The 22,519-nt window shown below is 68.5% G+C and carries 26 protein-coding genes and 2 riboswitches; of the genes, 13 read left to right on the top strand and 13 right to left on the bottom strand.

The genetic code is table 11. The features are described 5' to 3' along the window. Positions 1 to 7: 7 nt before the first annotated feature. Positions 8 to 388, bottom strand: a complete 381-nt coding sequence (locus ACFPOE_RS16675) for a carboxymuconolactone decarboxylase family protein (protein ID WP_376851340.1) — start codon at positions 386 to 388, stop codon at positions 8 to 10. Between the two features lie 83 nt (positions 389 to 471). Between ACFPOE_RS16675 and ACFPOE_RS16670 the strand changes: the two genes are divergently transcribed. Further along, positions 472 to 1,053 carry a peroxidase-related enzyme gene (locus ACFPOE_RS16670; protein WP_376851338.1) on the top strand — a complete coding sequence of 194 codons (582 nt, stop codon included), beginning with the start codon at positions 472 to 474 and terminating at the stop codon, positions 1,051 to 1,053. A 76-nt stretch (positions 1,054 to 1,129) separates the two neighbouring features. Here ACFPOE_RS16670 and ACFPOE_RS16665 read toward each other — a convergent pair whose 3' ends face one another. From ACFPOE_RS16665 to ACFPOE_RS16655, 3 genes are read right to left on the bottom strand one after another with little or no spacing between them, the layout of a single operon-like run. Continuing rightward, complete coding sequence (locus tag ACFPOE_RS16665) at positions 1,130 to 1,549, bottom strand: acyl-CoA thioesterase (RefSeq protein ID WP_376851337.1); 420 nt, start codon at positions 1,547 to 1,549, stop codon at positions 1,130 to 1,132. After that, entirely contained in the window at positions 1,546 to 2,430 is an 885-nt protein-coding gene (locus ACFPOE_RS16660; protein WP_376851335.1) for a DMT family transporter, read from the bottom strand. The genes ACFPOE_RS16665 and ACFPOE_RS16660 overlap by 4 nt, the downstream gene beginning before the upstream one ends. 13 nt (positions 2,431 to 2,443) lie before the next feature. Further along, entirely contained in the window at positions 2,444 to 3,226 is a 783-nt protein-coding gene (locus tag ACFPOE_RS16655; RefSeq protein ID WP_376851333.1) for an SDR family oxidoreductase, read from the bottom strand. A 59-nt stretch (positions 3,227 to 3,285) separates the two neighbouring features. Between ACFPOE_RS16655 and ACFPOE_RS16650 the strand changes: the two genes are divergently transcribed. The 7 genes from ACFPOE_RS16650 to gcvP all read left to right on the top strand — a co-directional run bounded on the left by ACFPOE_RS16650 (position 3,286) and on the right by gcvP (position 12,829). Then, positions 3,286 to 4,971: an electron transfer flavoprotein-ubiquinone oxidoreductase gene (locus ACFPOE_RS16650; protein ID WP_376851332.1), complete on the top strand. Its 1,686-nt coding sequence runs from the start codon at positions 3,286 to 3,288 to the stop codon at positions 4,969 to 4,971. Between the two features lie 150 nt (positions 4,972 to 5,121). Further along, positions 5,122 to 6,048: a TRAP transporter substrate-binding protein gene (locus ACFPOE_RS16645; protein WP_376851916.1), complete on the top strand. Its 927-nt coding sequence runs from the start codon at positions 5,122 to 5,124 to the stop codon at positions 6,046 to 6,048. A 108-nt stretch (positions 6,049 to 6,156) separates the two neighbouring features. Continuing rightward, positions 6,157 to 6,651: a TRAP transporter small permease gene (locus ACFPOE_RS16640; protein ID WP_376851330.1), complete on the top strand. Its 495-nt coding sequence runs from the start codon at positions 6,157 to 6,159 to the stop codon at positions 6,649 to 6,651. Next, positions 6,648 to 7,928, top strand: a complete 1,281-nt coding sequence (locus tag ACFPOE_RS16635) for a TRAP transporter large permease (protein WP_376851329.1) — start codon at positions 6,648 to 6,650, stop codon at positions 7,926 to 7,928. The genes ACFPOE_RS16640 and ACFPOE_RS16635 overlap by 4 nt, the downstream gene beginning before the upstream one ends. 147 nt (positions 7,929 to 8,075) lie before the next feature. Further along, a riboswitch (glycine riboswitch) is annotated at positions 8,076 to 8,166 on the top strand. Positions 8,167 to 8,178: 12 nt separating this feature from the next. After that, a riboswitch (glycine riboswitch) is annotated at positions 8,179 to 8,282 on the top strand. A 44-nt stretch (positions 8,283 to 8,326) separates the two neighbouring features. Then, positions 8,327 to 9,460, top strand: coding sequence for a glycine cleavage system aminomethyltransferase GcvT (gene gcvT, locus ACFPOE_RS16630; RefSeq protein ID WP_465251312.1), 1,134 nt, complete (start codon positions 8,327 to 8,329; stop codon positions 9,458 to 9,460). 26 nt (positions 9,461 to 9,486) lie between these two features. Beyond that, the gene (gene gcvH / locus ACFPOE_RS16625; RefSeq protein ID WP_376851328.1) at positions 9,487 to 9,861 is read left to right on the top strand and encodes a glycine cleavage system protein GcvH; all 375 of its coding nucleotides are present in this window, start codon (positions 9,487 to 9,489) and stop codon (positions 9,859 to 9,861) included. Positions 9,862 to 9,940: 79 nt separating this feature from the next. Next, on the top strand, positions 9,941 to 12,829 hold the full coding sequence (gene gcvP, locus ACFPOE_RS16620; protein ID WP_376851326.1) for an aminomethyl-transferring glycine dehydrogenase: 2,889 nt from the start codon (positions 9,941 to 9,943) through the stop codon (positions 12,827 to 12,829). A 186-nt stretch (positions 12,830 to 13,015) separates the two neighbouring features. On the opposite strand, the gene ACFPOE_RS16615 is transcribed toward gcvP, so the two are convergent. Beyond that, positions 13,016 to 13,684 carry an alpha/beta hydrolase gene (locus tag ACFPOE_RS16615; RefSeq protein WP_376851324.1) on the bottom strand — a complete coding sequence of 223 codons (669 nt, stop codon included), beginning with the start codon at positions 13,682 to 13,684 and terminating at the stop codon, positions 13,016 to 13,018. A 104-nt stretch (positions 13,685 to 13,788) separates the two neighbouring features. Here ACFPOE_RS16615 and ACFPOE_RS16610 point away from each other — a divergent pair, with 104 nt between their 5' ends. Next, positions 13,789 to 14,232: an Hsp20/alpha crystallin family protein gene (locus ACFPOE_RS16610; protein ID WP_376851323.1), complete on the top strand. Its 444-nt coding sequence runs from the start codon at positions 13,789 to 13,791 to the stop codon at positions 14,230 to 14,232. An 18-nt stretch (positions 14,233 to 14,250) separates the two neighbouring features. Beyond that, a complete protein-coding gene (locus tag ACFPOE_RS16605; RefSeq protein ID WP_376851321.1) occupies positions 14,251 to 14,649 on the top strand; it encodes an Hsp20/alpha crystallin family protein in 399 nt (132 codons plus the stop codon). Here ACFPOE_RS16605 and ACFPOE_RS16600 read toward each other — a convergent pair. Further along, positions 14,646 to 15,473 carry a DODA-type extradiol aromatic ring-opening family dioxygenase gene (locus tag ACFPOE_RS16600; RefSeq protein ID WP_376851320.1) on the bottom strand — a complete coding sequence of 276 codons (828 nt, stop codon included), beginning with the start codon at positions 15,471 to 15,473 and terminating at the stop codon, positions 14,646 to 14,648. The two genes, ACFPOE_RS16605 and ACFPOE_RS16600, sit on opposite strands and share 4 nt — an antisense overlap. A 166-nt stretch (positions 15,474 to 15,639) precedes the next feature. On the opposite strand from ACFPOE_RS16600, the gene ACFPOE_RS16595 reads away from it, so the two are divergent. Next, the gene (locus ACFPOE_RS16595; protein WP_376851914.1) at positions 15,640 to 16,014 is read left to right on the top strand and encodes a GtrA family protein; all 375 of its coding nucleotides are present in this window, start codon (positions 15,640 to 15,642) and stop codon (positions 16,012 to 16,014) included. On the opposite strand, the gene ACFPOE_RS16590 is transcribed toward ACFPOE_RS16595, so the two are convergent. Then, positions 15,971 to 17,455 (bottom strand): ArnT family glycosyltransferase, encoded by a 1,485-nt coding sequence (locus ACFPOE_RS16590; protein ID WP_376851319.1) that lies wholly within the window; start codon positions 17,453 to 17,455, stop codon positions 15,971 to 15,973. The two genes, ACFPOE_RS16595 and ACFPOE_RS16590, sit on opposite strands and share 44 nt — an antisense overlap. 177 nt (positions 17,456 to 17,632) lie before the next feature. Between ACFPOE_RS16590 and ACFPOE_RS16585 the strand changes: the two genes are divergently transcribed. Both ACFPOE_RS16585 and ACFPOE_RS16580 read left to right on the top strand, forming a co-directional pair. Further along, positions 17,633 to 18,013, top strand: coding sequence for a response regulator (locus ACFPOE_RS16585; RefSeq protein WP_376851317.1), 381 nt, complete (start codon positions 17,633 to 17,635; stop codon positions 18,011 to 18,013). Between the two features lie 52 nt (positions 18,014 to 18,065). Beyond that, positions 18,066 to 18,509: a response regulator gene (locus ACFPOE_RS16580; RefSeq protein WP_376851315.1), complete on the top strand. Its 444-nt coding sequence runs from the start codon at positions 18,066 to 18,068 to the stop codon at positions 18,507 to 18,509. A 9-nt stretch (positions 18,510 to 18,518) separates the two neighbouring features. Here ACFPOE_RS16580 and ACFPOE_RS16575 read toward each other — a convergent pair whose 3' ends face one another. The 6 genes from ACFPOE_RS16575 to aroC form a co-directional block, all read right to left on the bottom strand. Continuing rightward, positions 18,519 to 19,172 carry a DsbA family oxidoreductase gene (locus tag ACFPOE_RS16575; RefSeq protein ID WP_376851313.1) on the bottom strand — a complete coding sequence of 218 codons (654 nt, stop codon included), beginning with the start codon at positions 19,170 to 19,172 and terminating at the stop codon, positions 18,519 to 18,521. An 11-nt stretch (positions 19,173 to 19,183) separates the two neighbouring features. Beyond that, complete coding sequence (aroQ, locus tag ACFPOE_RS16570) at positions 19,184 to 19,627, bottom strand: type II 3-dehydroquinate dehydratase (RefSeq protein ID WP_376851311.1); 444 nt, start codon at positions 19,625 to 19,627, stop codon at positions 19,184 to 19,186. A gap of 49 nt (positions 19,628 to 19,676) precedes the next feature. After that, complete coding sequence (locus tag ACFPOE_RS16565) at positions 19,677 to 19,907, bottom strand: hypothetical protein (protein WP_376851310.1); 231 nt, start codon at positions 19,905 to 19,907, stop codon at positions 19,677 to 19,679. Continuing rightward, positions 19,904 to 20,092: a CopG family transcriptional regulator gene (locus ACFPOE_RS16560; RefSeq protein ID WP_376851308.1), complete on the bottom strand. Its 189-nt coding sequence runs from the start codon at positions 20,090 to 20,092 to the stop codon at positions 19,904 to 19,906. Before ACFPOE_RS16560 ends, ACFPOE_RS16565 begins: the two co-directional genes overlap by 4 nt. A gap of 129 nt (positions 20,093 to 20,221) precedes the next feature. Then, positions 20,222 to 21,232: an SDR family oxidoreductase gene (locus tag ACFPOE_RS16555; protein WP_376851307.1), complete on the bottom strand. Its 1,011-nt coding sequence runs from the start codon at positions 21,230 to 21,232 to the stop codon at positions 20,222 to 20,224. 156 nt (positions 21,233 to 21,388) lie between these two features. Then, complete coding sequence (gene aroC, locus ACFPOE_RS16550) at positions 21,389 to 22,486, bottom strand: chorismate synthase (RefSeq protein WP_376851306.1); 1,098 nt, start codon at positions 22,484 to 22,486, stop codon at positions 21,389 to 21,391. Positions 22,487 to 22,519 lie beyond the last annotated feature (33 nt).

The following is a 22,519-nucleotide window of genomic DNA, read 5'->3' as shown; positions in this document are numbered from 1 at the left end:
CAAACCATTAGGGGGCCGGCGGCAGCGCCTCGACCACTTCGGCGGCGGCCCGGAAGGCGTCGACCGCCGCTGGGAAGCCGCGGTAGGTGCTTGAATGCAGCAGCACTTCCTGGATCTCCGCGACCGTGGCGCCGTTGTTCAGCGCGCCGCGGACATGGGCCTTGAGTTCGTGCTGGTTGCCCTGCCCGATCAGCATCGCCACCGTCACCAGGCTGCGGGTGCGCAGGTCCAGGCCGTCGCGCTGCCAGGTCTCGCCCCAGGCGCGGCGGGTGATCGCCTCCTGGATCGGCCGGGTGAATTCGGTGGCGCCGGCCAGCGCCTTGCTGACGTACTCGTCGCCCATCGCCTTGCGCCGCAGCGCCAGCCCCTTGTCGTACTGGGAATCCATGGTGTCGCCTCCTGGAACAAACAAGCCGCCAGCATAGCCCGCGGCCGCCGGCAGGCGTTACGCTAGCGCCAAGGAGACCCGCCATGAACGCCACGCAACGCTACCCCGCCCCCGAACTGAAGGACCTGCCCGAGGACATCCGCGCCAAGGTGCTGGAAGTGCAGGAGAAAGCCGGCTTCATTCCCAACGTGTTCCTGGCCTTCGCGCGCCGGCCGGCCGAGTGGCGCGCCTTCTTCGCCTACCACGACGCGCTGATGCTGCGGGAGGAAGGCAGCCTCAGCAAGGGCGACCGCGAGATGATCGTCACGGCCACCAGCGCGGCCAACAAGTGCCTGTACTGCGTGGTGGCGCACGGCGCGCTGCTGCGCATCTACGAGAAGAAGCCGCTGGCGGCCGACCAGGTGGCGGTGAACTACCGCAAGGCGGACATCACGCCGCGCCAGATGGCGATGCTGGACTTCGCGATGAAGGTCTGCCTGCAGTCCGATGAGATCGGCGACGAGGACTTCGCCCCGCTGTACGCGCACGGCTTCACCGACGAGGACGCCTGGGACATCGCCGCCATCACCGCCTTCTTCGGCCTGTCCAACCGCATGGCCAGCTTCGCCAGCATGATGCCCAACCCGGAGTTCTACCTGATGGGGCGGGTGCCGCGGGCCAAGTGACGCATGCGGCCGGGCGAGCCGACCGTCTTTGAATTTGCTGCCAATGGATGCCGGGTCAAGCCCGGCATGACACCGGCTACTCCACGATCTTGCGCAGCCAGTCCGGCAGCGGCCTGGATTTCTGCGCCGGGAAGTCCACCCACACCGTCGTCGCTCCGCCCGCGGCATCCACCACGCCGGGGTTGTCGGTGCGCTCCATCGTGGCCCAGCTCTCGAACGAGCTGCGGCCGACGTCGCTCACGTACATCTTCATCAGCACGTCGCCCGGATACTCGAGCTGCCGGTAGAAGTTGCAAAAGGCGTTGACGATCACCGGCCCTTCGCCCTTCGGGTCCGGCTGGCAACCGATCGAACGCATCCACTCGATCCGCACGATCTCCAGGTAGCGGAAGTAGCTGGTGTTGTTGACGTGGTTCATCGCATCCATGTCGCCCCAGCGGATCGGGATGCGCATCTCGAATACCAGTTTCTTGTCCTGCGGGATCTCGAATTTCATCGGTGGGCTTTCACTGAGGCGAGGATGCCGAGCGTGAACAGCACGCAGGCGGCGGCTTGTGCCTGGGTCGGCCAGCGGCCGTCCCAGGCGAAAGAATAAAGCAGGGCGAACAGCGTCTCGCTGACGATCAGCTGGCCGCACAGGCTGGCCGGCAGCCGGCGGCTGGCCATGTTCCAGAGAATGGTCGCCAGCCAGGCCGAGCCGAAGCCGGTGGCTGCGCACAGCAGCGCGAACCGGCCCAGCCCCGGCTGCGCAAGCAGCGCGGCGGGCGCCGAACCGGCGGCCAGCCACAGCCCCAGCGCCCCGAGCCCGGTCGCCACGCCCAGCCAGTTGGCCCAGTCGGTCAGGCTCACTTGCGGATGGCGCTTGAGCCACGCCGAATTCAGCAGCGCGAAGGCCGTCCAGCAGGCCAGCGAGGCGATCGCCAGCGCGACGCCGCGCAGGAAGTGCGCGCCGGCCTGGCCCGACGCGGGCGCCGCCATCATCAGCGCCAGCCCGGTTGCCGTGAGTGCGACGCCGGGCGCGAGCGCGCGCCAGCGCAAGTCGCCGGGCTTGCCCAGCAGCATCACCCACAGCGGAATGGTGCCGATGACCAAGGCCGGCACTTCCGTGCCTGCATCCCGGATCGCCAGCACCAGCAGCAGGTAGTAGCCGGTGAATCCCGGCAGGCTCATGCCGGCGGCGGCACACGCCTGGTGGAAGGTCGGCAGCCGGCGCGTCCCGGCACCGGCCAGCAGCGCTGCCAGCGCCACCAGCCCGTAGGCCAGGAAGCGCCCGGCCGTCAGGTCCACCGGCGAAAAGCCCGCCGCCATGCGCGGCGCGACGAACACCAGCCCCCAGAGCCCGCCCGCCGCCAGGCCGGCGACGATGCCGCGGATCATCCGGCAGCGACCGTCACACCCCGAAGCCGTCGTCGGCGGCGATCACCGCGCCGTTGATGAAATGGCTCTGGCTGCTGGCCAGCAGCACGATCAGCGCATCCAGGTCCTGCGGCTGGCCGACGCGCTTGCGCGGCAGCATCTGGATCAGCTTGGCGCCCTGCTCGGTCTGCCAGTGGTGGTGGTTGATCTCGGTGTCGATGTAGCCCGGGCAGATGGCGTTGACGTTGATGCCGAAGCGCCCCCACTCCAGCGCCATCGCCTTGGTCATCTGCACCACCGCCGCCTTGCTCATCGCATAGACGCCGATCTGCGGCAGCACCTTCAGGCCGGCCATCGAGGCGATGTTGATGATGCGTCCGCCGATGTAGGTGCCCGGCGCCGCGCCGCGCGCGCGCGCCAGCATGCGCTTGCCCACCTCCTGCGCCACGAAGAACGCGCCTTTGACATTGGTGTCGAAGACGTAGTCGAAATCCTCCTCGGCCACGTCCTGGATCCGCTGCGTGGTGCTCACGCCGGAGTTGTTCACCAGGATGTCGATCGCGCCGACCTCGGTCTCGGCGTGGGCGACCGCGGCCCGCACGCTGTCCAGGTCGTTGACGTCCAGCGCCAGCACATGGGCGTCGCCGCCTTCGGCCTCGATCTGCGCGCGCAGGTCCTTGAGCTTCTCCACCCGCCGGCTGGCCAGCACGACGGCGGCGCCGGCGCGCGACAGCGTGCGCGCGAACTGCGTTCCGAGCCCGCCCGAGGCGCCGGTGATGAAGGCGACGCGGCCCGAAAGATCGATGCTGTAAGACACGGGACTCTCCTGCCGGGATCGGCTCGTAAAATGTTCGGGTCATTATCAGCGAGAGCCCCATGAACCAAGAACAAATCCTGGCCCAGTTCGGGCCGCGCGAGGCGATGGAGTACGACGTGGTGGTGGTCGGCGGCGGGCCGGCCGGACTGTCCACCGCGATCCACCTGAAGCAGCTGGCGGCCGAACACGGCAAGGAGATCTCGGTCGTGGTGCTGGAGAAGGGTTCCGAGCCCGGCGCCCACATCCTGTCCGGCGCCGTGATGGACCCGCGGTCCCTGTACGAGCTGTTCCCCAACTGGAAGGCGATGGGCGCGCCGCTGAACCAGCCGGTGACCGAGGACGTCTTCCTCTTCACCACCGAGACCGGGGCCAGCCGAACGCCCAATGTCATGCTCCCGCAGTGCTTCCAGAACGAGGGCTACTACATCGTCAGCCTGGGCAACGTGGTGCGCTGGCTGGCGCAGCAGGCCGAGGCGCTGGGCGTGGAGATCTTCCCGGGCTTTCCGGCGGCCGAAGTCCTTTACAACGAGAACGGTTCGGTCAAGGGCGTCGCCACCGGCAACATGGGCATCGGCAAGGACGGCGAGCCGACCGAGAACTTCCAGCTGGGAATGGAGCTGCATGCGAAGTACACCATCTTCGCCGAGGGCTCGCGCGGCCAGCTGGGCCGCCAGCTGATCAGCCGCTTCAAGCTCGACGACGGCCGCGATCCGCAAAGCTACAGCATCGGCATCAAGGAGCTGTGGGAGGTGGACTCCGAGCGCCACACGCCCGGCCTGGTGCTGCACAGCGCCGGCTGGCCGCTGGACAACGACACGTATGGCGGCTCCTTCATGTACCACATGGAGAACAACCAGATCGCCATCGGCTACGTCGTCGGCCTCGACTACAAGAACCCGTACCTGAGCCCCTTCGAGGAATTCCAGCGCTTCAAGACCCATCCCAACATCCGCTGGTATTTCGAGGGCAGCGGCAAGCCGGCCAAGCGCATCGCCTACGGCGCCCGCTCGCTGACCGTCGGCGGCCTGCTCGCGCTGCCCAAGACCGTGTTCCCCGGCGGCGCGCTGGTGGGCTGCGAGGCCGGCTACCTCAATGCGTCGCGGATCAAGGGCATCCATGCGGCGATCAAGACCGGCATGCTGGCAGCGCAGGCGGCCTACGAAGCCGTCACCAGCGGCCGCCAGCACGACGAACTGGGCGCCTACCCGGAGCTGTTCGAGAAATCCTGGCTGCGCGCCGAACTGAACAAGTCGCGCAACTTCAAGCAGTGGTTCAAGAAGGGCCGCACGGTCGCCACCGTGATGACCGGCATCGAGCAGTTCGTGCTGGGCGGCCGCATGCCCTGGACCATCCACCGGGCCAAGCCGGACCACGTGTACCTCAAGCCCGCAGCCGAGTGCAAGCCGATCGCCTACCCGAAGCCGGACGGCAAGCTCACCTTCGACCGCCTCAGCTCGGTGTTCATCTCCAACGCCAACCACGCGGAGAACCAGCCGCCCCACCTGACGCTGAAGGACCCTTCGGTGCCGGTGAACATCAACCTGGCCAAGTACGCCGGTCCCGAAGCGCGCTATTGCCCGGCCGGGGTCTACGAATTCGTCAAGAACGAGGACAACACCGACCGGCTGCAGATCAACGCTCAGAACTGCGTGCACTGCAAGACCTGCGACATCAAGGACCCGACCCAGAACATCGTCTGGGTCGCGCCCGAAGGCGGCGGCGGCCCCACCTACGTGGGCATGTGACCCGCCGCCCTGTTCTCTCGTTCGTCGGTAGAAATCCCGTGGCGCACGGGTGCGCGGCTCATGCATAGTTGCGCCTTTGCAGTTTCAATTCCTCCAGGAGATTTCGTGAAAGTAACCCGTTTGTTCGCAGCCCTGTCGTTGGGCCTGGTCATGTGCTCCGCCTCCCTGGCCCAGAACGTGATGAAGATCAGCATCTCCACGGCCCAGAATTCGCACCAGGGCGTGGCGATCGACACCTTCGCCCGCGAAGTCGCCAAGCGCACCAACGGCCGCTACAAGGTCGAGACCTTCTACAACGGCGCCCTGGGCGGCGAGCGCGAATCGATCGAGGCGGTGCAGCTGGGCACGCAGGAGCTGACCTTCTCCTCCACCGGGCCGGTGCCCAACTTCGTGCCCGAGACCAAGATCCTGGACGTGCCCTTCCTGTTCCGCGACAAGGCCCACGCCCGCGCCGTGCTGGACGGCCCGATCGGCCAGGAGATGCTGACCAAGTTCGACGCCAAGGGCTTCAAGGCGCTGGCCTGGGCCGAGAACGGCTTCCGCCACATGACCAACAGCAAGCGCGACGTGCGCGTGCCGGAAGACCTGCGGGGCCTGAAGATGCGCACCATGGAGAACCCGGTCCACATCGCCGCCTACAAGGGCTTCGGCATCATCACCACGCCGATGGCGTTCCCGGAAGTGTTCACCGCCCTGCAGCAGGGCACCGTGGACGGCCAGGAGAACCCGCTGTCGGTGATCATCTCGGCCAAGTTCGACCAGGTGCAGAAGCACCTGTCCCTCACCGGCCACGTCTACTCGCCCTGCATCTTCCTGATGAACAAGGCCGCCTTCGACAAGCTCAGCGGCGCCGACAAGCAGGCCTTCCTGGATGCCGCCAAGGAAGGCGCCAAGGCCAACCGCGCCCGCGTCGACGAGGATGACGCCCGCGGCGTGGCGGACCTGCGCGCCAAGGGCATGACCGTGATCGACAACCTGGACAAGGCGAAGTTCGTCGCGGCGCTGGCGCCGGTGAACGCGCAGTTCGAGAAGGAATTCGGCAAGGCCAACATCGACCGCATCCGCAACTACAAGTGACCTGCGGGCCCCGCCACGGGCGCGGGGATGCATACTTTCTCCGCGCAGCCGCGCGGAGATCCGGAGCCCGCACCAGCGGGCTTTTCCGTCGATAGAACGAGGAATTCCATGAAAGACGCCTTCCTGCGTTTCGAGCGCTGGACCAGCGGGGCCGCCATGCTGGGCGCCTGCCTGATGCTGGTGATCGCCAGCAGCCTGGGCCTGTTCCAGATCATCACCCGCTTCGTGCTGGAGCAGCCGGCCGAGTGGAGCGAGATCCTGATCCGGCTGTCGCTGATCTGGATGGTGTTCCTGGGCATCCCGGCGGCGTTCCGCCAGGGCGCCATGGTCAGCGTCGACGTGCTGTACCGCTGGAGCCCGCCGCGCGTGCGGCGGGTGCTGGACTGGGTGGTGGCTTTCGCCGCGCTGGCCCTGATCACCGTCATCCTGTGGTGGGGCTGGGACTACGCCCAGCGCGGCCGGGTGCAGTCGATGGCCGGCCTGGAATCGATCTCGATGTTCTGGGGCTACCTGGCGCTGCCGGTCGGCGCGCTGTTCTGCATCGTCGGCATCATCGGCAACCTGATCGATCCGAAGCGGATGGAACTGGAGACGGCGCAATGACCGCTGTGATGATTTCGACGATGGTGCTGTGCTTCGCGCTCACCATCTCGGTGGCGGTGTCGATCGGGCTGGCCTCGGTGCTGGGCATCCAGGCTTCCCACGCCAACATGCTGATCTCCGTCAAGGAGATGTTCAACGCCATCAACAAGTTTCCGCTGGCGGCCATTCCCTTCTTCATCCTGGCCGGCAACCTGATGGAAACCGGCGGCATCTCGCGCCGGCTGGTCGAATTCGCCAAGAGCATCGTCGGCGGCGTGCAGGGCGGCCTGCCGATGACCTGCGTGCTGACCTGCATGATCTTCGCGGCGGTGTCGGGCTCCTCGGTGGCGACCACCTTCGCCATCGGCGCCATCCTGATCCCGGCGCTGATCAAGCACGGCTACCCCACCAGCTACGCGGCGGCGCTGCAGGCCACCAGCGCGGAGCTGGGCGTGATCATCCCGCCGTCGATCCCGATGATCCTGTACGGCGTCAGCGCCGAGGTGTCGATCGGCGAGCTGTTCATCGCCGGCTTCGGCCCCGGCCTGCTGATCGGCGGCGCGCTGATGCTGTTCGTCTGGGCCTGGTGCAAGTACAAGGGCTGGGGCAAGAACGACGGCGACGGCCGGCTCAAGTTCATCCCGGCGACGCTGCAGGCCGGCTGGGCGCTGCTGATGCCCGTGATCATCCTGGGCGGCATCTACGGCGGCGTGTTCACGCCGACCGAGGCGTCGGCGGTCGCGGTGTTCTATGCGCTGGTGGTCGGGGTGGTGATCTACCGCGAGATCAACCTCAAGAACCTGGCGCTGATCCTGCGCAAGTCGGTGATCTCCTCGGCGGTGATCATGTTCATCATCGCCAACGCCGGGCTGTTCGCCTTCCTGATCACGCGCGCCGGCGTGCCGGACGCCATCGGCCACTGGCTGCAGGAGGTGCTCAAGAGCCCGGGCATGTTCCTGCTGGGCGTGAACGCGGCGCTGTTCATCATCGGCATGTTCATCGAGACCAGCGCCGCCATCATCGTGCTGGCGCCGATCCTGGCGCCGGTGGCGGTGCACTTCGGCATCGACCCGGTGCATTTCGGACTGATCATGGTGGTGAACCTCGCGCTGGGCATGATCACGCCGCCCTTCGGCGTCAACCTGTTCGCCGCCTGCACCGTGGCGCGGATCTCGCTGGACCGCATCATCAAGGACCTGATCCCCTTCGTGCTGGTGATCCTGGGCTGCCTGATGATCGTCACCTACGTGCCCCAGCTCTCGCTCGGGTTGCGGGACCTGGTGTACTCCAAGAAATGAATGCGGGGACAGGGACGCAGAAGACCCAGAAATAAACGCAGAACCCGCAAGAGAGTCTGAGAAGAGTCCGTCAAGGTTTCTTTCTGGGTCTTCTGCGTTGCTTCTGCGTCTTCTGCGTCCGGCTGTTTCTCTTTCCTCCGCGCTACAATAAAAGCGTCAGGAGAGAGCTCCCGCAGGGGAGCCGCCGAAGGCGCAGGACGATTCCGAACGCTCAGGCACCAAGGACTGACGAGGCGCCCCGGTCGCGGGGCGTTTCCCTGCTGGAGAGAGGCCCGGCCGTGCGAGCGGGCCCACCGAAGGAGCAAACCCCGCCGCGGGGCGAATCTCTCAGGTAGAGCGGACAGCAGGGGCACACCATGGCATCGTCCATGCTTGCCGGCTGCCCCTGGAGAATCCGCTTGAGCCCCACCGCTGAGTCCGACCTGCTGAAGACGCCGCTGCATGCACTGCATGTGGAGCTCGGCGCCCGCATGGTCCCCTTCGCCGGCTATTCGATGCCGGTGCAATATCCCGCCGGCCTGATGGCCGAACACCGGCACACGCGCGACGCCGCCGGCTTGTTCGACGTTTCCCACATGGGCCAGCTGCGGCTGGTCGGGCCCGACGCCGCCCGCGCCTTCGAAACCCTGGTGCCGGTGGACGTGGCGGGCCTGGGCGTCGACAAGCAGCGCTACGGCCTGCTGCTCACCGACGAGGGCACCATCATCGACGACCTGATGATGGTCAACCGCGGCAGCGACCTGTTCGTCATCGTCAACGGCGCCTGCAAGGCGGGCGACATCGCGCACATCCAGGACAGGATCGGCCAGCGTTGCCAGGTGATCCCCATGCCCGAGCGCGGCCTGCTGGCGCTGCAAGGCCCGAAAGCCGTGGATGCGCTGTCGCGGCTGGTGCCGGGCGTGGAGAAGCTGGTGTTCATGACCGGCGGCGCCTTCCAGTGGAACGGCGGCAATCTGTACATCACGCGCAGCGGCTACACCGGCGAGGACGGCTTCGAGATCTCGGTGCATGATTCCCAGGCGCAGGCGCTGGCGCGCGCCCTGCTGGCCCAGCCCGAGGTGAAGCCGGTCGGCCTGGGCGCGCGCAACTCGCTGCGGCTGGAAGCCGGCCTGTGCCTGTACGGCAACGACATCGACACCACGACCACGCCGGTGGAAGCGGCGCTGAACTGGGCGATCCAGAAAGTGCGGCGCACCGGCGGCGAGCGCGCCGGCGGCTTTCCCGGCGCCGACAAGGTGCTGGCCCAGCTGCAGGATCCCGCTGCGCTGCAGCGCAAGCGGGTCGGCCTGGTGGCGCTGGAGCGCATCCCGGTGCGCGAGCACACCGAGCTGCAGGATGCCGGCGGCCGCAAGGTCGGCGTAGTGACCAGTGGCCTGCTCGGCCCGACGATCGACAAGCCGGTGGCGATGGCTTACGTGGACCCGCAGCACGCCGCCATCGGCACCCGCCTCAATGCCATGGTGCGCGGCAAGCCCGTCGCCATGGAAGTGAGCACCATGCCATTCGTTCCCACCCGCTACCACCGCGGCTGACCGCAGCCCCCAACCAGGAGAAACCCATGACCGTCAAGTACACGTCCGACCACGAATGGATCCAGCTCGAAGACCACGAGGCCGCCGTCGTCGGCATCACGCTGCACGCGCAGGACGCGCTGGGCGACGTGGTGTTCGTCGACCTGCCCGAGGTCGGCCGCAGCTATGCAAAGGGCGAAGTGGCCGGCGTGGTGGAGTCGGTCAAGGCCGCCGCCGACATCTACATGCCGATCGCCGGCGAGGTCACCGAGGTGAACGAAGACCTGCGCGCCGATCCCTCGCTGGCCAACAGCGACCCGATGGGCAACGGCTGGTTCTTCAAGATCCTGATCAAGGACATGGCCGAGTTCGACCTGCTGATGGACAAGCCGGACTACGACAAGCTGACCAAAGAAGCCTAACTCCGTCCGGGCTGAGCCTGTCGAAGCCCTCGCGGCCCCTTCCACAAGCTCAGGGCGAACGGCCTTGAAAGACATGCCCATGCTGATGCAATCCGCTCGCCCGCTCGGCGAGCTCGAGAACCACGCCGAATTCATCGCCCGCCACATCGGCATCGACGAGGCCGGCGAGCAGCACATGCTGTCGGTGATCGGCGAGGCCTCCAGGCGTGCGCTGATCGACAGCATCGTGCCGCGCTCGATCGCCCGCGCCGCCCCGATGCAGCTGCCGCCGCCGGCCGGCGAGGCCGAGGCGCTGCGCGAACTCAAGGCAATGGCGGCGAAGAACAAGGTGTTCAAGAGCTTCCTCGGCCAGGGCTACCACGGCACCCACACGCCGGGCGTCATCCTGCGCAATGTCCTGGAGAACCCGGCCTGGTACACCGCGTACACGCCCTACCAGGCCGAGATCTCGCAGGGACGGATGGAAGCGCTGGTGAACTTCCAGACCATGGTCTGCGACCTGACGGCCATGCCGATCGCCAACGCCTCGATGCTGGACGAAGCCACCGCGGCGGCCGAGGCCATGACGCTGGCCAGGCGCAGCGTCAAGAGCAGGAGCAACGTGTTCGTGGTGGCGGGCGACTGCCATCCGCAGACCATCGAGGTCATCCACACCCGCGCCGAGCCGCTGGGCATCAAGGTGCTGATGGCCAACTCCGCCGACGAATGGGCCAGGGCGCTGGAAGGCGACTACTTCGCCGTGCTGGCGCAATACCCGGCCACCAGCGGCCGGATCGACGACCTGCGCGCCGACGTGGTGGCCGTGCATGCCAGGCAGGCGGCCTTCGTCGTCGCCGCCGACCTGCTCGCGCTCACTTTGCTGGTGCCGCCCGGGGAGTTCGGCGCCGACATCGTGGTGGGCACCACGCAGCGCTTCGGCATGCCGATGGGCGCCGGCGGCCCGCACGCCGCCTACATGGCCTGCCGCGACGAGTTCAAGCGCAACCTGCCGGGCCGGCTGGTCGGGGTCAGCGTGGACACGCACGGCAATCCGGCCTACCGGCTGGCGCTGCAGACGCGCGAGCAGCACATCCGGCGCGAGAAGGCGACCTCCAACATCTGCACGGCGCAGGTGCTGCCGGCGGTGATCGCCAGCATGTACGCGGTCTACCACGGGCCGCAGGGCCTGAAGCGCATCGCGCAGCGGGTGGCCAGCTTCACCGCGATCCTGGCCAAGGGGCTGGAGCAGCTGGGCCACGAGCCGCGTCCCGGCGGCGCCTTCGACACGCTCAGCCTGCACACGAAGGACATCACCGAATCGATCGTCGGGCGGGCGCGGGCGCTGCATGCCAACGTGCGCGTCTACTTCAAGGAATACATCTGCATCTCGCTGGACGAGACCACCACCCGCGACGACGTCGCGCTGCTGTGGAAGGTGTTCGCCGGCGACGGCCAGGCCGTGCCGGACTTCGGGGCCTTCGACAAGGGAATCGAGCCGATGATCCCGCCCCAGCTGCGCCGCACCAGCGCGTTCCTCACCCATCCGGTGTTCAACACGCACCACAGCGAGACCGGCATGCTGCGCTACATCCGGGCGCTGTCCGACAAGGACCTGGCGCTGGACCGCAGCATGATCCCGCTGGGCAGCTGCACCATGAAGCTCAACGCCACCAGCGAGATGATCCCCATCACCTGGCCGGAATTCGCCCACGTCCATCCCTTCGCGCCGTCCGACCAGCTGGAGGGCTATGCGGAACTGGACCAGCAGCTGCGCGCCTGGCTGTGCGAGGCGACCGGCTACGCCGGCATCAGCCTGCAGCCCAACGCGGGATCGCAGGGCGAGTACGCCGGCCTGCTGGCGATCCGGGCCTTCCATGAAAGCAAGGGCGAAGGCCACCGCAACATCTGCCTGATCCCCTCGTCGGCGCACGGCACCAACCCGGCCAGCGCCCAGATGGCGGGCATGCAGGTGGTGGTGACGGCCTGCGACGACAGCGGCAACGTGGACCTGGCGGACCTGCAGGCCAAGTGCGAGCAGCACGCGGACAAGCTGGCCTGCGTGATGATCACTTATCCCAGCACCCACGGCGTGTTCGAGATGCAGGTCAAGGAGCTGTGCGCGCTGGTGCACCAGCACGGCGGCCGGGTCTATGTGGACGGGGCCAACATGAACGCGCTGGTCGGCGTGGCCGCGCCCGGCGAGTTCGGCGGCGACGTCAGCCACCTGAACCTGCACAAGACCTTCTGCATTCCGCACGGCGGCGGCGGCCCGGGCGTGGGACCGGTCTGCGTGGTGGAAGACCTGGTGCCCTTCCTGCCCGGCCACCATGCGGGCGGGGTGCCGGGCAAGGTCGGCGCCGTGTCGGCCGCGCCGCTGGGCAACGCCGCGGTGCTGCCGATCAGCTGGATGTACTGCCGGATGATGGGCGCGGAGGGCCTGAAGCTGGCCACCGAAACGGCCATCCTGTCGGCCAACTACATCAGCGCGCGCCTGCGCGACCACTACCCGACGCTGTACGCCAGCGCCAACGGCCACGTCGCCCACGAATGCATCCTGGACCTGCGCCCGCTCAAGGACACGAGCGGCGTGACGGCCGAGGACGTCGCCAAGCGGCTGATCGATTACGGCTTCCACGCCCCGACGCTGAGCTTCCCGGTGCCGGGCACGCTGATGGTGGAGCCGACCGAGAGCGAGACGCTCGAGGAGATCGACCGCTTCATCGAGGCGATGATCGCGATCCGCCAGGAGATCCGGCGCATCGAGCAAGGCGAGTGGCCGCAGGACGACAACCCGCTCAAGCACGCCCCGCACACGGCCGCCGCGCTGCTCAAGGGCGAGTGGCCGCATGCCTATCCGCGCGAGACCGGCGCCGCCGTCCTGGACGAACGCCGCCACGCCAAGTACTGGCCGCCGGTCGGCCGGGTGGACAACGTCTACGGCGACCGCAACCTGTTCTGCAGCTGCGTGCCGATGTCGGCCTACGAGTGAGGCACTGCCTGTCATCCCGGCCTCGAGCCGGGACCCATCGCTGCCGAAAACCAAGACCGTCGATCGGCAGGAGGAGCCGCTTGCCTTCCCTGATCGGCTTTTCCCTGCATTCAACCGTATGGATGGCCGGGCTCAGGTTGGAATGACTGCCGTGCACACGCGCGCCCGGAGCGGACGTGCCGCACCTCAGCCCTCCTCGGTCAGTCCCTGCAGCCAGCCCATGGCGTCGCGCAGTTCGGCCGGCCGCAGCTCGTGGCCGCCGGGGTACTCCTTGTAGGTCAGCGCGATCGGCCAGGCCGCGACGGCGTCCCGGACGTGGTGCGCGCTGGCCAGCGGGATCACCCCGTCCTGCGTGCCATGGCTCACCCACAGCTCGCGGCCGTGCAGCTGCTGCGCGGGCGCCACCAGCGGCAGCACCTCCGGCAGCAGCCTGCTGTGCATCACCATCGCCGCGTGCAGCAGCTCCGGCCGGGTCAGCAGCAGCGACAGCGACATGATCCCGCCCTGGCTGAAGCCGCCCACCACCACCCGCTCCGCCGGCACGCCAAGCCGGGCCGCCGCCGCCAGCACCGCCTGCGCCACCAGCGGCCGGCTGGCCGCCTCCTGCGCCGCATCGATCACGCGGCCGCCGCCGGCGCCGACGCCGAAGGTGAACCAGGCGTAGGCGCCGGGGCCCAGCGCGAACGGCCCGCGCAGGCTGAGCACGTGGTACTGCGGCGGCACCTGTGGGGCAAGAGCGAACAGGTCCTGCTCGTTGCTCCCCACGCCGTGCATGAGCACCAGCAGCCAGCTCGGCTCGGTGCCGGCCGCGGCCGGGCGGTGCAGGAAGGACAAGGGCAGCTCGGATGGGGTCATGGCGGCGGTTCCGGAATTTTCTCGATCATGCCCTCTTGAAATGGCGCGGGCCGCCGCTACTTGCGGTTCGCCAATTTTCTTCAACCATGGCAAAGGAGACTGACATGAATGGTTTGTTCAGACCTTCTGCGGACCTGTTTGAGCAATTGAGCCGGCTGCAGAACCAGTTCGACCAGGCGTTCTTCAGCCCCGGAACGAGCATCCGGGCGCTGGCCGGCGCCAACTTTCCCGCCATCAACGTCGGCAGCACGCCGGACACCGTCGAGGTGATGGCGCTGGCGCCGGGGCTCGACCCGACCGCCATCCAGCTGACCATCGATCACGGCCTGCTCACCATTTCGGGCGAACGGCTCAGCACGCTGCCCGAACCGAGCGAGCGGACCGGCATCTACGCGCAGGAGCGCTTCACCGGCGCCTTCCGGCGGGTGCTGAGCCTGCCGGACGACATCGACCCGGCCAAGGTGGACGCCAGCTACCAGGACGGCGTGCTGCGCGTCACCCTGTCGCGGCGCGAGTCGGCCAAGCCGCGCCGCATCGAGATCACTTGAATCGCCAGGAGGATCATCATGAGCTCGGAACTCCAGACCACTGCCCAGACCAGCCCCGCCACGCGCTCCGACATCGTGCAGCCGCAGGTGGTGCCGCCGGTGGACATCTACGAAGACGACGCCAGCATCACGGTGCTGGCCGACCTGCCGGGCGTCTCGCGCGAGCAGCTCGGCGTGCGGGTGGACGGCGACACGCTGGTGATCGAGGCCAGCGCCACCGGCATCAGCGTGCCCAAGGACATGGAGCTGATCTACAGCGAGGCACGGTTCCCGTCGTACCGGCGCCAGTTCACGCTCAGCCGCGAACTGGACCCGGGACGGATCGAGGCCAGCCTGAAGGACGGCGTGTTGCGCCTGGCGATTCCCAAGGCGGAGGAAGCCAGGCCACGGCGCATCGAGGTGCGCGCCGCAGCCTAGGCCGCTTGTTCCAGCGCCGGCAGCGCGAAGGAATCCATCGCCAGGATGCCGTACATCACTTCGCGCGTGGCGTAGCCGGCCCTGGCCGGCTCGCCCTGGCGCAGGCCGCCGGCGCCCAGCGCGAAGAACAGCGGCAGGAAGTGGTCGTCGCTGGGATGGGCGCGCTGCGCGTGCGGGGCCCGCGTGCGGTAGTCCAGCAGGGCGTCGAGGTCGCCGCGCTGCAATGCGTCCTCGACCCAGCGGCTGAACTCCACCACATAGGGCGCGGGCTCGCGCTGGCCGCCGAAGAACTCCGACAGGTTGTGCGTCATGCTGCCGGTCCCCACCAGCAGCACGCCGCGTTCGCGCAGCGGCTGCAGCGCCTGGCCCATCGCGTAGACCTGCGCCGGGCCCCAGCCGGCCGGCAGCGCCAGCTCCACCACCGGCACGTCCGCCTCGGGGAACAGGTGCATCAGCGGCACCCAGGCGCCGTGGTCGAACGGCCGCTTGGGGTCGGCCTGCGCTTCGATCCCCTGTTTGCGCAGCAGGCCCGCGACCTCCGCCGCCAGCGCGGGCGCGCCCGGCGCCGGATAGGCCAGCCGGTACAGCTCCGGCGGAAAGCCGCCGAAGTCGTGCCAGGTCTCGGGCTGGGGATTGCTCATGACGGCGGGCGTGCGGGCCATCCAGTGCGGCGACATGATCACCACGCCGCGCAGGCCGGGGCCGGCCAGCTCGCGCAGCTGCCGGCCCAGCCGGGTCAGCGCGGGGCCGCTGGTGCCGGCGTCGATGGCGAACAGCGGTGCGCCGTGCGAGAGAAAGAGCGCGGGAAGCGAGGGACCGGGCATGTTGGCTCCTGGAGGACGTCAGCCTTGCAGATGATGCCTGTCCGGGCCAACGAAAGTGCGGATGGCCGCGACAGACTGTCCTGCCGGCAGGGGACAATCGGCGCATGACCTTGCCCGCCACCACCCCGTCCGCTGCCTCCTCCGCCGCCCGGAGCCGCCCTTGAGCGTGCGCCGGATCGGCTGGTTCATCGCGGTCGGCAGCACGGCGGCGGCTGTCCACCTGGGCACCGTCGTCGCGCTGGTGCGCTGGGGCGGCTGGGCGCCGGAACTGGCCAACGTGCTGGGCTGGCTGGTGGCCTTCGTCTGCTCCTTCTTCGGCCACCACCTGACCACCTTCAGCGACGCGCAGGCGCCGATGGGGCGGGCGGCGCGGCGCTTCTTCGCGGTGTCGGCGCTGGGCTTCGCGGCCAACCAGGCCGCCTACGTCCTGCTGCTTCGCCTGTCGGGCATGCGCTACGACCTGGCGCTGGCGCTGGTGCTGGTGGGCATCGCGGTGCTCACCTACCTGCTGGGTCGTCGCTGGGCTTTCCTGCCGGCGTAGCGCCGGCGCCGCTCCAGCGAAACAGCTTGTACGAGGGCGTGGCCGCCACCTGAGTTACCTGCTCGCGCAGCTGCCGCGGCAGCAGTTCCCAGCGGTCGTTGGCGATGATGACGTAGGTTGCGCCGCTGCCGGCCAGCACCGGCAGGTCTTCGCCATAGCGCAGGCCACGCGCCCTTCCCTGGCTGTAGAAGTCGGTGGAAAAGGACACGCTGGGCACTTCCATCAGCGTGTCGCCCGGCTGCGCCATTTGCTCGTAGGCCCGCACCAGCGGCACCAGCGAATGTTCGTCGAACAGGCCGGCCCGGGTTCCGGCGGCCAGCAGCGCGGGAACGGCCAGCGCCAGCAGCAGCAGCACGGTGGCCAGCAGCCGGTCCATCCGCAGCGGACGGCTGGCCGCCGCGGTCCAGCCCGCGGCCAGCAGCGCCAGCGCCGGCATCGCAGGCAGCACGTAGGTCCACAGGATGTTGCCCGCCACCGTGAAGAACACGCAGGGCCACAAGGCCCACAGCAGCAGGTAGCGAAAATGCGGGCGTTCCAGCACGCTGCCATGCCGCAGCGCGCCGGCCAGCCGCGCCGCGGGCAGCACCAGCACCCAGGGCAGCGCCGCTGCCAGCGCGAACAGCCAGACCGTGCCCAGCGGCATCCCGTGGGCGTTGCTGTACAGGTCGCCCTTCCAGCCGCGCACCAGGAAGCGGTAGATGTGCTCGCCGACGATGAAGTATTCGAGGAAGCCCGGGCTGCGGCTCTCCGCCAGCAGGTACCAGGGCAGCACCATCACCGCCACGGCGAGCAGGCCCCAGACCCACGGCACCCGCCGCCACGCCTGCGCCCATTGCCGCTCCCATAGCAGCCATGCGCCGATCGGCGCGCCGCACAGCACCAGCGTCAGCGGGCCCTTGGCCAGCAGCCCGATGGCCAGCCCGGTGAACAGGATCACCGGCGGCAGCAGCCGGCCGCGGCCCGACATGCACCACCAGAAGCCGCTCATCGCCATGGTGGTCCCCAGCGCCAGCGCCATGTCGGTCATCACCGCCCCGGCCGACAGCAGGAACAGCAGCGAGCCCGCCAGCAAGGCGACCGCCTGCCAGGCCAGCCGGCTCGAATGTTCGCGCCCGTGGAACCAGACCAGGACGGCGACGCCCACGCCCATCAGGAAGTGCGGCATGCGCGCTGCCCAGGCGGTGGCGCCGAACAGCTTGATGCCGCTGGCCGTGGCCCAGAACGACAGCGCCGGCTTGCCCCAGAAGGCCCGCAGGTCGACCAGCGTCGGCGTCACCCAGTCGCCGCTCGCGGCCATCCGGCGGGCGATGTCGGCATAGCGCGCCTCGGTCATGTCCATCAGGGGATAGAAGGCCAGCGACAGCAGCCGCGTCAGGCCCAGCAGCAGCAGGGCCGCCAGCAGCAGGCGGCTGGTGCGGTCGATCGGACGGTCAGGGAGCATCGGCAGGCAGGCGGGCGAAGAGCCGGTGGCACGGCGGTCCGGTATTGTCGCCGCGACGTCAACTCCTTTTTTTTTGTGAGAAATGGCGCGCCGCGCGGCCCTGCCGGCCCGGGGCTCCCCTCGCCGTGCGATCATCACGTCCGGCGCCACCGGCGCGAGGAGACTGGTTTGAGGTTGATGGCGTTTGTGGTCGAGGACAATGCGGCGATCCGCGAGAGCCTGGTGGAGGCGCTGGCCGAACTGGCCGACGTCGGCACGGCCGGCGTGGCCAGCAGCGAGAAGTCCGCCATCGAATGGCTGTGCAACCCCGCCAACGAATGGGACGTGGCCATCGTGGACCTGACGCTGGAGCGCGGCGGCAGCGGCTTCGGCGTGCTCAGCGCCACCCGCAACCGCAAGCCGGGACGCAAGGTGGTGGTGCTCACCGGCAGCGCCAACCCGGACGTGCGCAAGCAATGCGAGGCGCTCGGCAGCGACGGCGTGTTCGACAAATCGATCGAGACCGACGCCCTGATCGAGTATTGCCAGGCCCTGCCGGGCCGGTCAGGCGGCGGCTGATCGCCCCCTGGCCCGACGGTGTGGGAAAATCGCGCCAACCCTGGGCCAAACCATGAAAGACGCGGCAGTTCTCGTCGTCGATGACAACCCCGATCACCTCGAGCTGACGGTGATGGCGCTGGCCGAGTGCTGCGACCCGGAACGGATCGCCACCGCCGACGACGGCATCGTCGCCCTGGACTATCTGTTCGGGCGCGGCATCCATGCGGGGCGGGACGTGCGCAAGCAGCCGTCGCTGGTGCTGCTGGACATGAAACTGATCCGCCTGAACGGCGTGCAGGTGCTGCGCGCCATCCGGGAGGACCCCCGCACCTCGGCGATCCCGGTGGTCATGCATTCGTCCTCGGTCGAAAAGGCCGACATCGCAGCCTGCTACGCCAGCGGCGCCAACAGCTACGTGCGCAAGGCAACCGACTACGACGAGCTCAGGCGCAAGATGCGCCAGGTGCACGACTTCTGGGTGACCGTCAACGAGCGCTTCCGCTCCTCGGTCTGAGCCGCCGGCTCAGGCGGCCTGGGCGATCTGCCGCAGCGCCTGCTCGAACACTTCGGCCGGCTGGCCGCCCTGGATCAAATGCCGTTCGTTGATGATGACCGCCGGCACCGCGTGGATGCCGTTGGCCAGGTAGAACTGCTCGCGCTCGCGCACCTCGCTGGCGTAGTCGTCGCCCTCCAGGATCCGGCCCGCCTCGCCGGCATCCAGCCCCGCCTCGGCCGCGGCAGCCACCAGCACGGCCTTGTCTTCCATGCTCTTGCCGTCCGTGAAGTACGCGCGCAGCAAGGCCTTCTTCAGCGCGTGCTGCCTGCCGGCGTCCTGCAGCTCGGCCCAGTGCAGCAGGCGGTGCGCATTGAAGGTGTTGTAGATGCGGCCGCGGCCTTCCGGCCGGAAGGTGAAGCCCACGCTCTCGCCGCGCTGGCGGATCGCTTCGCGCGAGCCGGCCTGCTGCTGCGGCGTCGAGCCGTATTTCTGCGTGAGGTGCTCGGTCACGTCCTGGCCGCCGGGCGGCATCTGCGGATTGAGCTCGAACGGCTGGAAGTGCAGCTCCGCCTGCACATCCCCGTCCAGGTTGCGCAGCGCCTGCTCCAGCGACGCCAGCCCGATGGCGCACCAGGGGCAGGACACGTCGGAAACGAAATCGATCTTGAGGCGGGATGCCATGCGCCGGTCCTTCAGAAGCCGGCCAGGCCGGCAATGGCCAGGGAATAGCCCTGGACGCCGAAGCCGGCCATCACGGCGCGCGCTGCGGGAGAAATGTACGAGTGGTGGCGGAACGCCTCGCGGGCGTGGACGTTGCTGATGTGCAGTTCGATCAGCGTCACGCCGGCGCCCTTGATGGCGTCGTGCAAGGCGACGCTGGTGTGGGTGTACGCCCCGGCGTTGAGGACGACGCCGGCGACGCTGCCGTCCTTCTGGCCGCGGCCGGCCTCCTGGATCCAGTCCACCAGCACGCCTTCATGGTTGCTCTGGCGGAAGTCCAGCTTCAGGCCGTGCGCCGCACAGGCATCCGCGCACAGTCGTTCGACGTCGGCCAGCGTCTGCGAGCCGTAGACCTGCGGCTCGCGGATGCCCAGCAGGTTGAGGTTGGGGCCGTTCAGGACCAGTGCAGTTTTCATGGGAAGGAAAGGGTTGTGGCGCGCCAGCTTAGCAAACGCGCGGGCCGGCTCAGGTGATGCCTTCGGCGCGGCAGAACTCGCAGAATTCCTCGCCCGTCATCACCAGCGACAGGTGGCGCTGGCCGGCCAGCGCGTCGGCGGCCTTGATCACGTGGACCAGCCAGATCTCGGGGTCTTCCTCGGCGTGGGTCGTGCGCAGCACCACCCACTCCTGGCCGGTGGCACCGAACAGGCGGGCGCCGGCAGCGGGCGGCGGTATTGAAGCCGGTTCCATCGTCATGTGCGTTGCTGGGGTTGCTCGGACGGCGCCTTGGCCACCGCAATCCCGTTGTCGACCAGGTAGTCCCGGATCAGGCGGCGCACCACCTGCGATGGCGTCACGTCCTGCTCGGCGCAGAGCTTTTCCAGCGCGAGCTTCTTTCCGGGATCGATCAGGACGGTGATCCGGGCGGTCTTCGGTTCCATGGATGGCCTTTCACTGCGGCCTCGGACATCCCCACCGGATGCGAAGCGCAGTCGCATCCGGCGATCATATTCCGCAAATCCGCTTCCATGGTGCCGCCGGGGCCGTCCGGCCTGGTCGCGGACCCGGGCTCAGCTGCCGACGCTGCCCGTCACCGGCAGGATCACGCCGGTGATGTAGCTGGAGCAGACCGGCGACGCCAGGAAGACGTAGGCCGGCGACAGCTCTTCCGGCTGGGCCGGGCGCTTCATGTCGGTGTCCTTGCCGAAGTCCCTGACCTTGTCGGCCGGCGAGTCGGCCGGGTTCAGCGGCGTCCAGACCGGCCCCGGCGCCACCGCATTGACCCGGATGCCCTTGTCGACCAGATTGCTGGCCAGCGACATCGTGAAGGCGTGGATCGCCCCCTTGGTCGCCGAATAGTCCAGCAGCTTGGCACTGCCCTGCAGGCCGGTGACCGAGCCGGTGTTGATGATGCAGGAGCCCTTCTTCAGGTGCGGCACCGCCGCCCGCGCCATCTTCATGTAGCCGAAGATGTTGGTGTGGAAGGTCTCTTCCATCCGCTCGTCGGTGATGTCCTCGATCGACTCGGCGTGCAGCTGGAAGGCGGCATTGTTGACCAGCACGTCGAGCTTGCCGAAGCCGGCCACGGTCTGGTCCACCGCCGCCTTGCAGAACGCCGAATCCTTGACGTCGCCGGAGATCAGCAGGCACTTGCGCCCTTCCTTCTCGATGTCGCGCTGGGTCTGCTTGGCATCCTCGTGCTCGTTGAGATACACGATGGCGACGTCCGCGCCCTCGCGCGCGAACAGCACCGCCACTGCGCGGCCGATGCCGGAGTCGGCGCCCGTGATCAGCGCCGTCATGCCCTCGAGCTTGCCGCTGCCGCGGTACTGCGGCGCCTGGTACTGCGGCTGCAGCTCCATCTGCGCTTCGATGCCGGGCTTGGCCAGGTGCTGGCCCGGCAGCGGGTTGCCGGGATGGGTGCGCGGGCCGTCCTGCACCGGCTTGGTGGACTTTTCCTTGGCCTTGGGCGGCTGGGCCTTGTCCTTGCGGTCCTGTTCGAGTTGCAGGTCGCGCTGCTTGTCGGCGACGGCCTCAACGTCGCTGCCTCGCGGCGGGTTCTTTGCGGTCGGTCTGGCCATGGGGCCTCCTTCTGGTGAAGACCCGACTATCGCGGCGCCGTCGGCCCTGCCCTGTCCACCAATGCGCAAGCGCGGCGTGGGAACCCGCCTACAGCCCGATGGCGATCGCCTGCTTGCGGCTGGTCACTGTGGGGCGCGGCGCGACGGTTGCGGTGGCTAGAGGAATGACGACCGGATCGGCGCCAGCGGCGGATTGACGTCGGCGTTCTGGGCGCGCTGGCGCAAGGCATGCTCCATCACCACCAGCGCCAGCATCGCCTCGGCGATCGGCGTGGCGCGGATGCCGACGCAGGGATCGTGCCGGCCCTTGGTCACCACCTCGGTGGCCTGGCCCTGCATGTTGATCGTCTCGCGCGGGCTGATGATCGAACTGGTCGGCTTGACCGCGATCGAGACGTCCAGGTCCTGCCCGGTGCTGATGCCGCCCAGCACGCCGCCCGCGTTGTTGCTGCGAAAGCCCTGCGGGGTCATCGAGTCGCCGTGGGTGGTGCCGCGCTGCGCCACGCTGGCGAAGCCGGCGCCGATGTCGACACCCTTGACCGCATTGATGCCCATCATCGCCCAGGCGATGTCGGCATCGAGCTTGTCGTACAGCGGCTCGCCCAGGCCCGGCGGCACGCCGGACGCGGTGACGCGGATGCGGGCGCCGCAGGAGTCGCCCGCCTTGCGCAGGCTGTCCATGTAGCTTTCCAGCGCCGAGACGTCCGCCACCGGCGCGAAGAACGGGTTGTTCGGCACGTGGTCCCAGCTCTCGAACGGGATGACGATCTCGCCGATCTGCGTCATGCACCCGCGAACCAGCATGCCGTATTTCTGCGCCAGCCACTTCTTGGCGACCGCGCCAGCCGCCACCATCGGCGCGGTGAGCCGGGCCGAGGAACGGCCGCCGCCGCGCGGATCGCGCACGCCGTACTTCTGCAGGTAGCTGTAATCGGCGTGGCCGGGCCGGAAGGTCTGCGCGATCTCGCTGTAGTCCTTGCTGCGCTGGTCGGTGTTGCGGATCAGCAGGCAGATCGGCGTGCCGGTGGTCTGGCCCTCGTAGACGCCGGACAGGATCTCGACCCGGTCTTCCTCCTGGCGCTGGGTGACGTGGCGGCTGGTGCCGGGGCGGCGGCGGTCCAGGTCGGGCTGGATGTCCTCCTCGGACAGCGCCATTCCAGGCGGGCAGCCGTCGATCACGCAGCCGATCGCCGGCCCGTGCGACTCGCCGAAATTGGTGACCGCGAACAGGGTGCCGAAGGTGTTTCCGCTCATGCGCCGATTATCCCAGAGGGCGGCCCGGCAACC

Source organism: Caenimonas terrae (assembly GCF_042655405.1).
Classification (GTDB): domain Bacteria; phylum Pseudomonadota; class Gammaproteobacteria; order Burkholderiales; family Burkholderiaceae_C; genus Ramlibacter; species Ramlibacter terrae_A.
Note: the sequence above shows the minus strand (reverse complement) of the source record. Positions and strands in the feature narration are given on the sequence as shown.

Coding starts and splice junctions, on each gene's coding strand:
- ACFPOE_RS16675 (WP_376851340.1), bottom strand. CDS start 388: ATGGATTCCCAGTACGACAAGGGGCTGGCGCTGCGGCGCAAGGCGATG.
- ACFPOE_RS16670 (WP_376851338.1), top strand. CDS start 472: ATGAACGCCACGCAACGCTACCCCGCCCCCGAACTGAAGGACCTGCCC.
- ACFPOE_RS16665 (WP_376851337.1), bottom strand. CDS start 1,549: ATGAAATTCGAGATCCCGCAGGACAAGAAACTGGTATTCGAGATGCGC.
- ACFPOE_RS16660 (WP_376851335.1), bottom strand. CDS start 2,430: ATGATCCGCGGCATCGTCGCCGGCCTGGCGGCGGGCGGGCTCTGGGGG.
- ACFPOE_RS16650 (WP_376851332.1), top strand. CDS start 3,286: ATGAACCAAGAACAAATCCTGGCCCAGTTCGGGCCGCGCGAGGCGATG.
- ACFPOE_RS16645 (WP_376851916.1), top strand. CDS start 5,122: ATGTGCTCCGCCTCCCTGGCCCAGAACGTGATGAAGATCAGCATCTCC.
- ACFPOE_RS16640 (WP_376851330.1), top strand. CDS start 6,157: ATGAAAGACGCCTTCCTGCGTTTCGAGCGCTGGACCAGCGGGGCCGCC.
- ACFPOE_RS16635 (WP_376851329.1), top strand. CDS start 6,648: ATGACCGCTGTGATGATTTCGACGATGGTGCTGTGCTTCGCGCTCACC.
- gcvH (WP_376851328.1), top strand. CDS start 9,487: ATGACCGTCAAGTACACGTCCGACCACGAATGGATCCAGCTCGAAGAC.
- gcvP (WP_376851326.1), top strand. CDS start 9,941: ATGCTGATGCAATCCGCTCGCCCGCTCGGCGAGCTCGAGAACCACGCC.
- ACFPOE_RS16615 (WP_376851324.1), bottom strand. CDS start 13,684: ATGACCCCATCCGAGCTGCCCTTGTCCTTCCTGCACCGCCCGGCCGCG.
- ACFPOE_RS16610 (WP_376851323.1), top strand. CDS start 13,789: ATGAATGGTTTGTTCAGACCTTCTGCGGACCTGTTTGAGCAATTGAGC.
- ACFPOE_RS16605 (WP_376851321.1), top strand. CDS start 14,251: ATGAGCTCGGAACTCCAGACCACTGCCCAGACCAGCCCCGCCACGCGC.
- ACFPOE_RS16600 (WP_376851320.1), bottom strand. CDS start 15,473: ATGCCCGGTCCCTCGCTTCCCGCGCTCTTTCTCTCGCACGGCGCACCG.
- ACFPOE_RS16590 (WP_376851319.1), bottom strand. CDS start 17,455: ATGCTCCCTGACCGTCCGATCGACCGCACCAGCCGCCTGCTGCTGGCG.
- ACFPOE_RS16585 (WP_376851317.1), top strand. CDS start 17,633: ATGGCGTTTGTGGTCGAGGACAATGCGGCGATCCGCGAGAGCCTGGTG.
- ACFPOE_RS16580 (WP_376851315.1), top strand. CDS start 18,066: ATGAAAGACGCGGCAGTTCTCGTCGTCGATGACAACCCCGATCACCTC.
- ACFPOE_RS16575 (WP_376851313.1), bottom strand. CDS start 19,172: ATGGCATCCCGCCTCAAGATCGATTTCGTTTCCGACGTGTCCTGCCCC.
- aroQ (WP_376851311.1), bottom strand. CDS start 19,627: ATGAAAACTGCACTGGTCCTGAACGGCCCCAACCTCAACCTGCTGGGC.
- ACFPOE_RS16565 (WP_376851310.1), bottom strand. CDS start 19,907: ATGACGATGGAACCGGCTTCAATACCGCCGCCCGCTGCCGGCGCCCGC.
- ACFPOE_RS16560 (WP_376851308.1), bottom strand. CDS start 20,092: ATGGAACCGAAGACCGCCCGGATCACCGTCCTGATCGATCCCGGAAAG.
- ACFPOE_RS16555 (WP_376851307.1), bottom strand. CDS start 21,232: ATGGCCAGACCGACCGCAAAGAACCCGCCGCGAGGCAGCGACGTTGAG.
- aroC (WP_376851306.1), bottom strand. CDS start 22,486: ATGAGCGGAAACACCTTCGGCACCCTGTTCGCGGTCACCAATTTCGGC.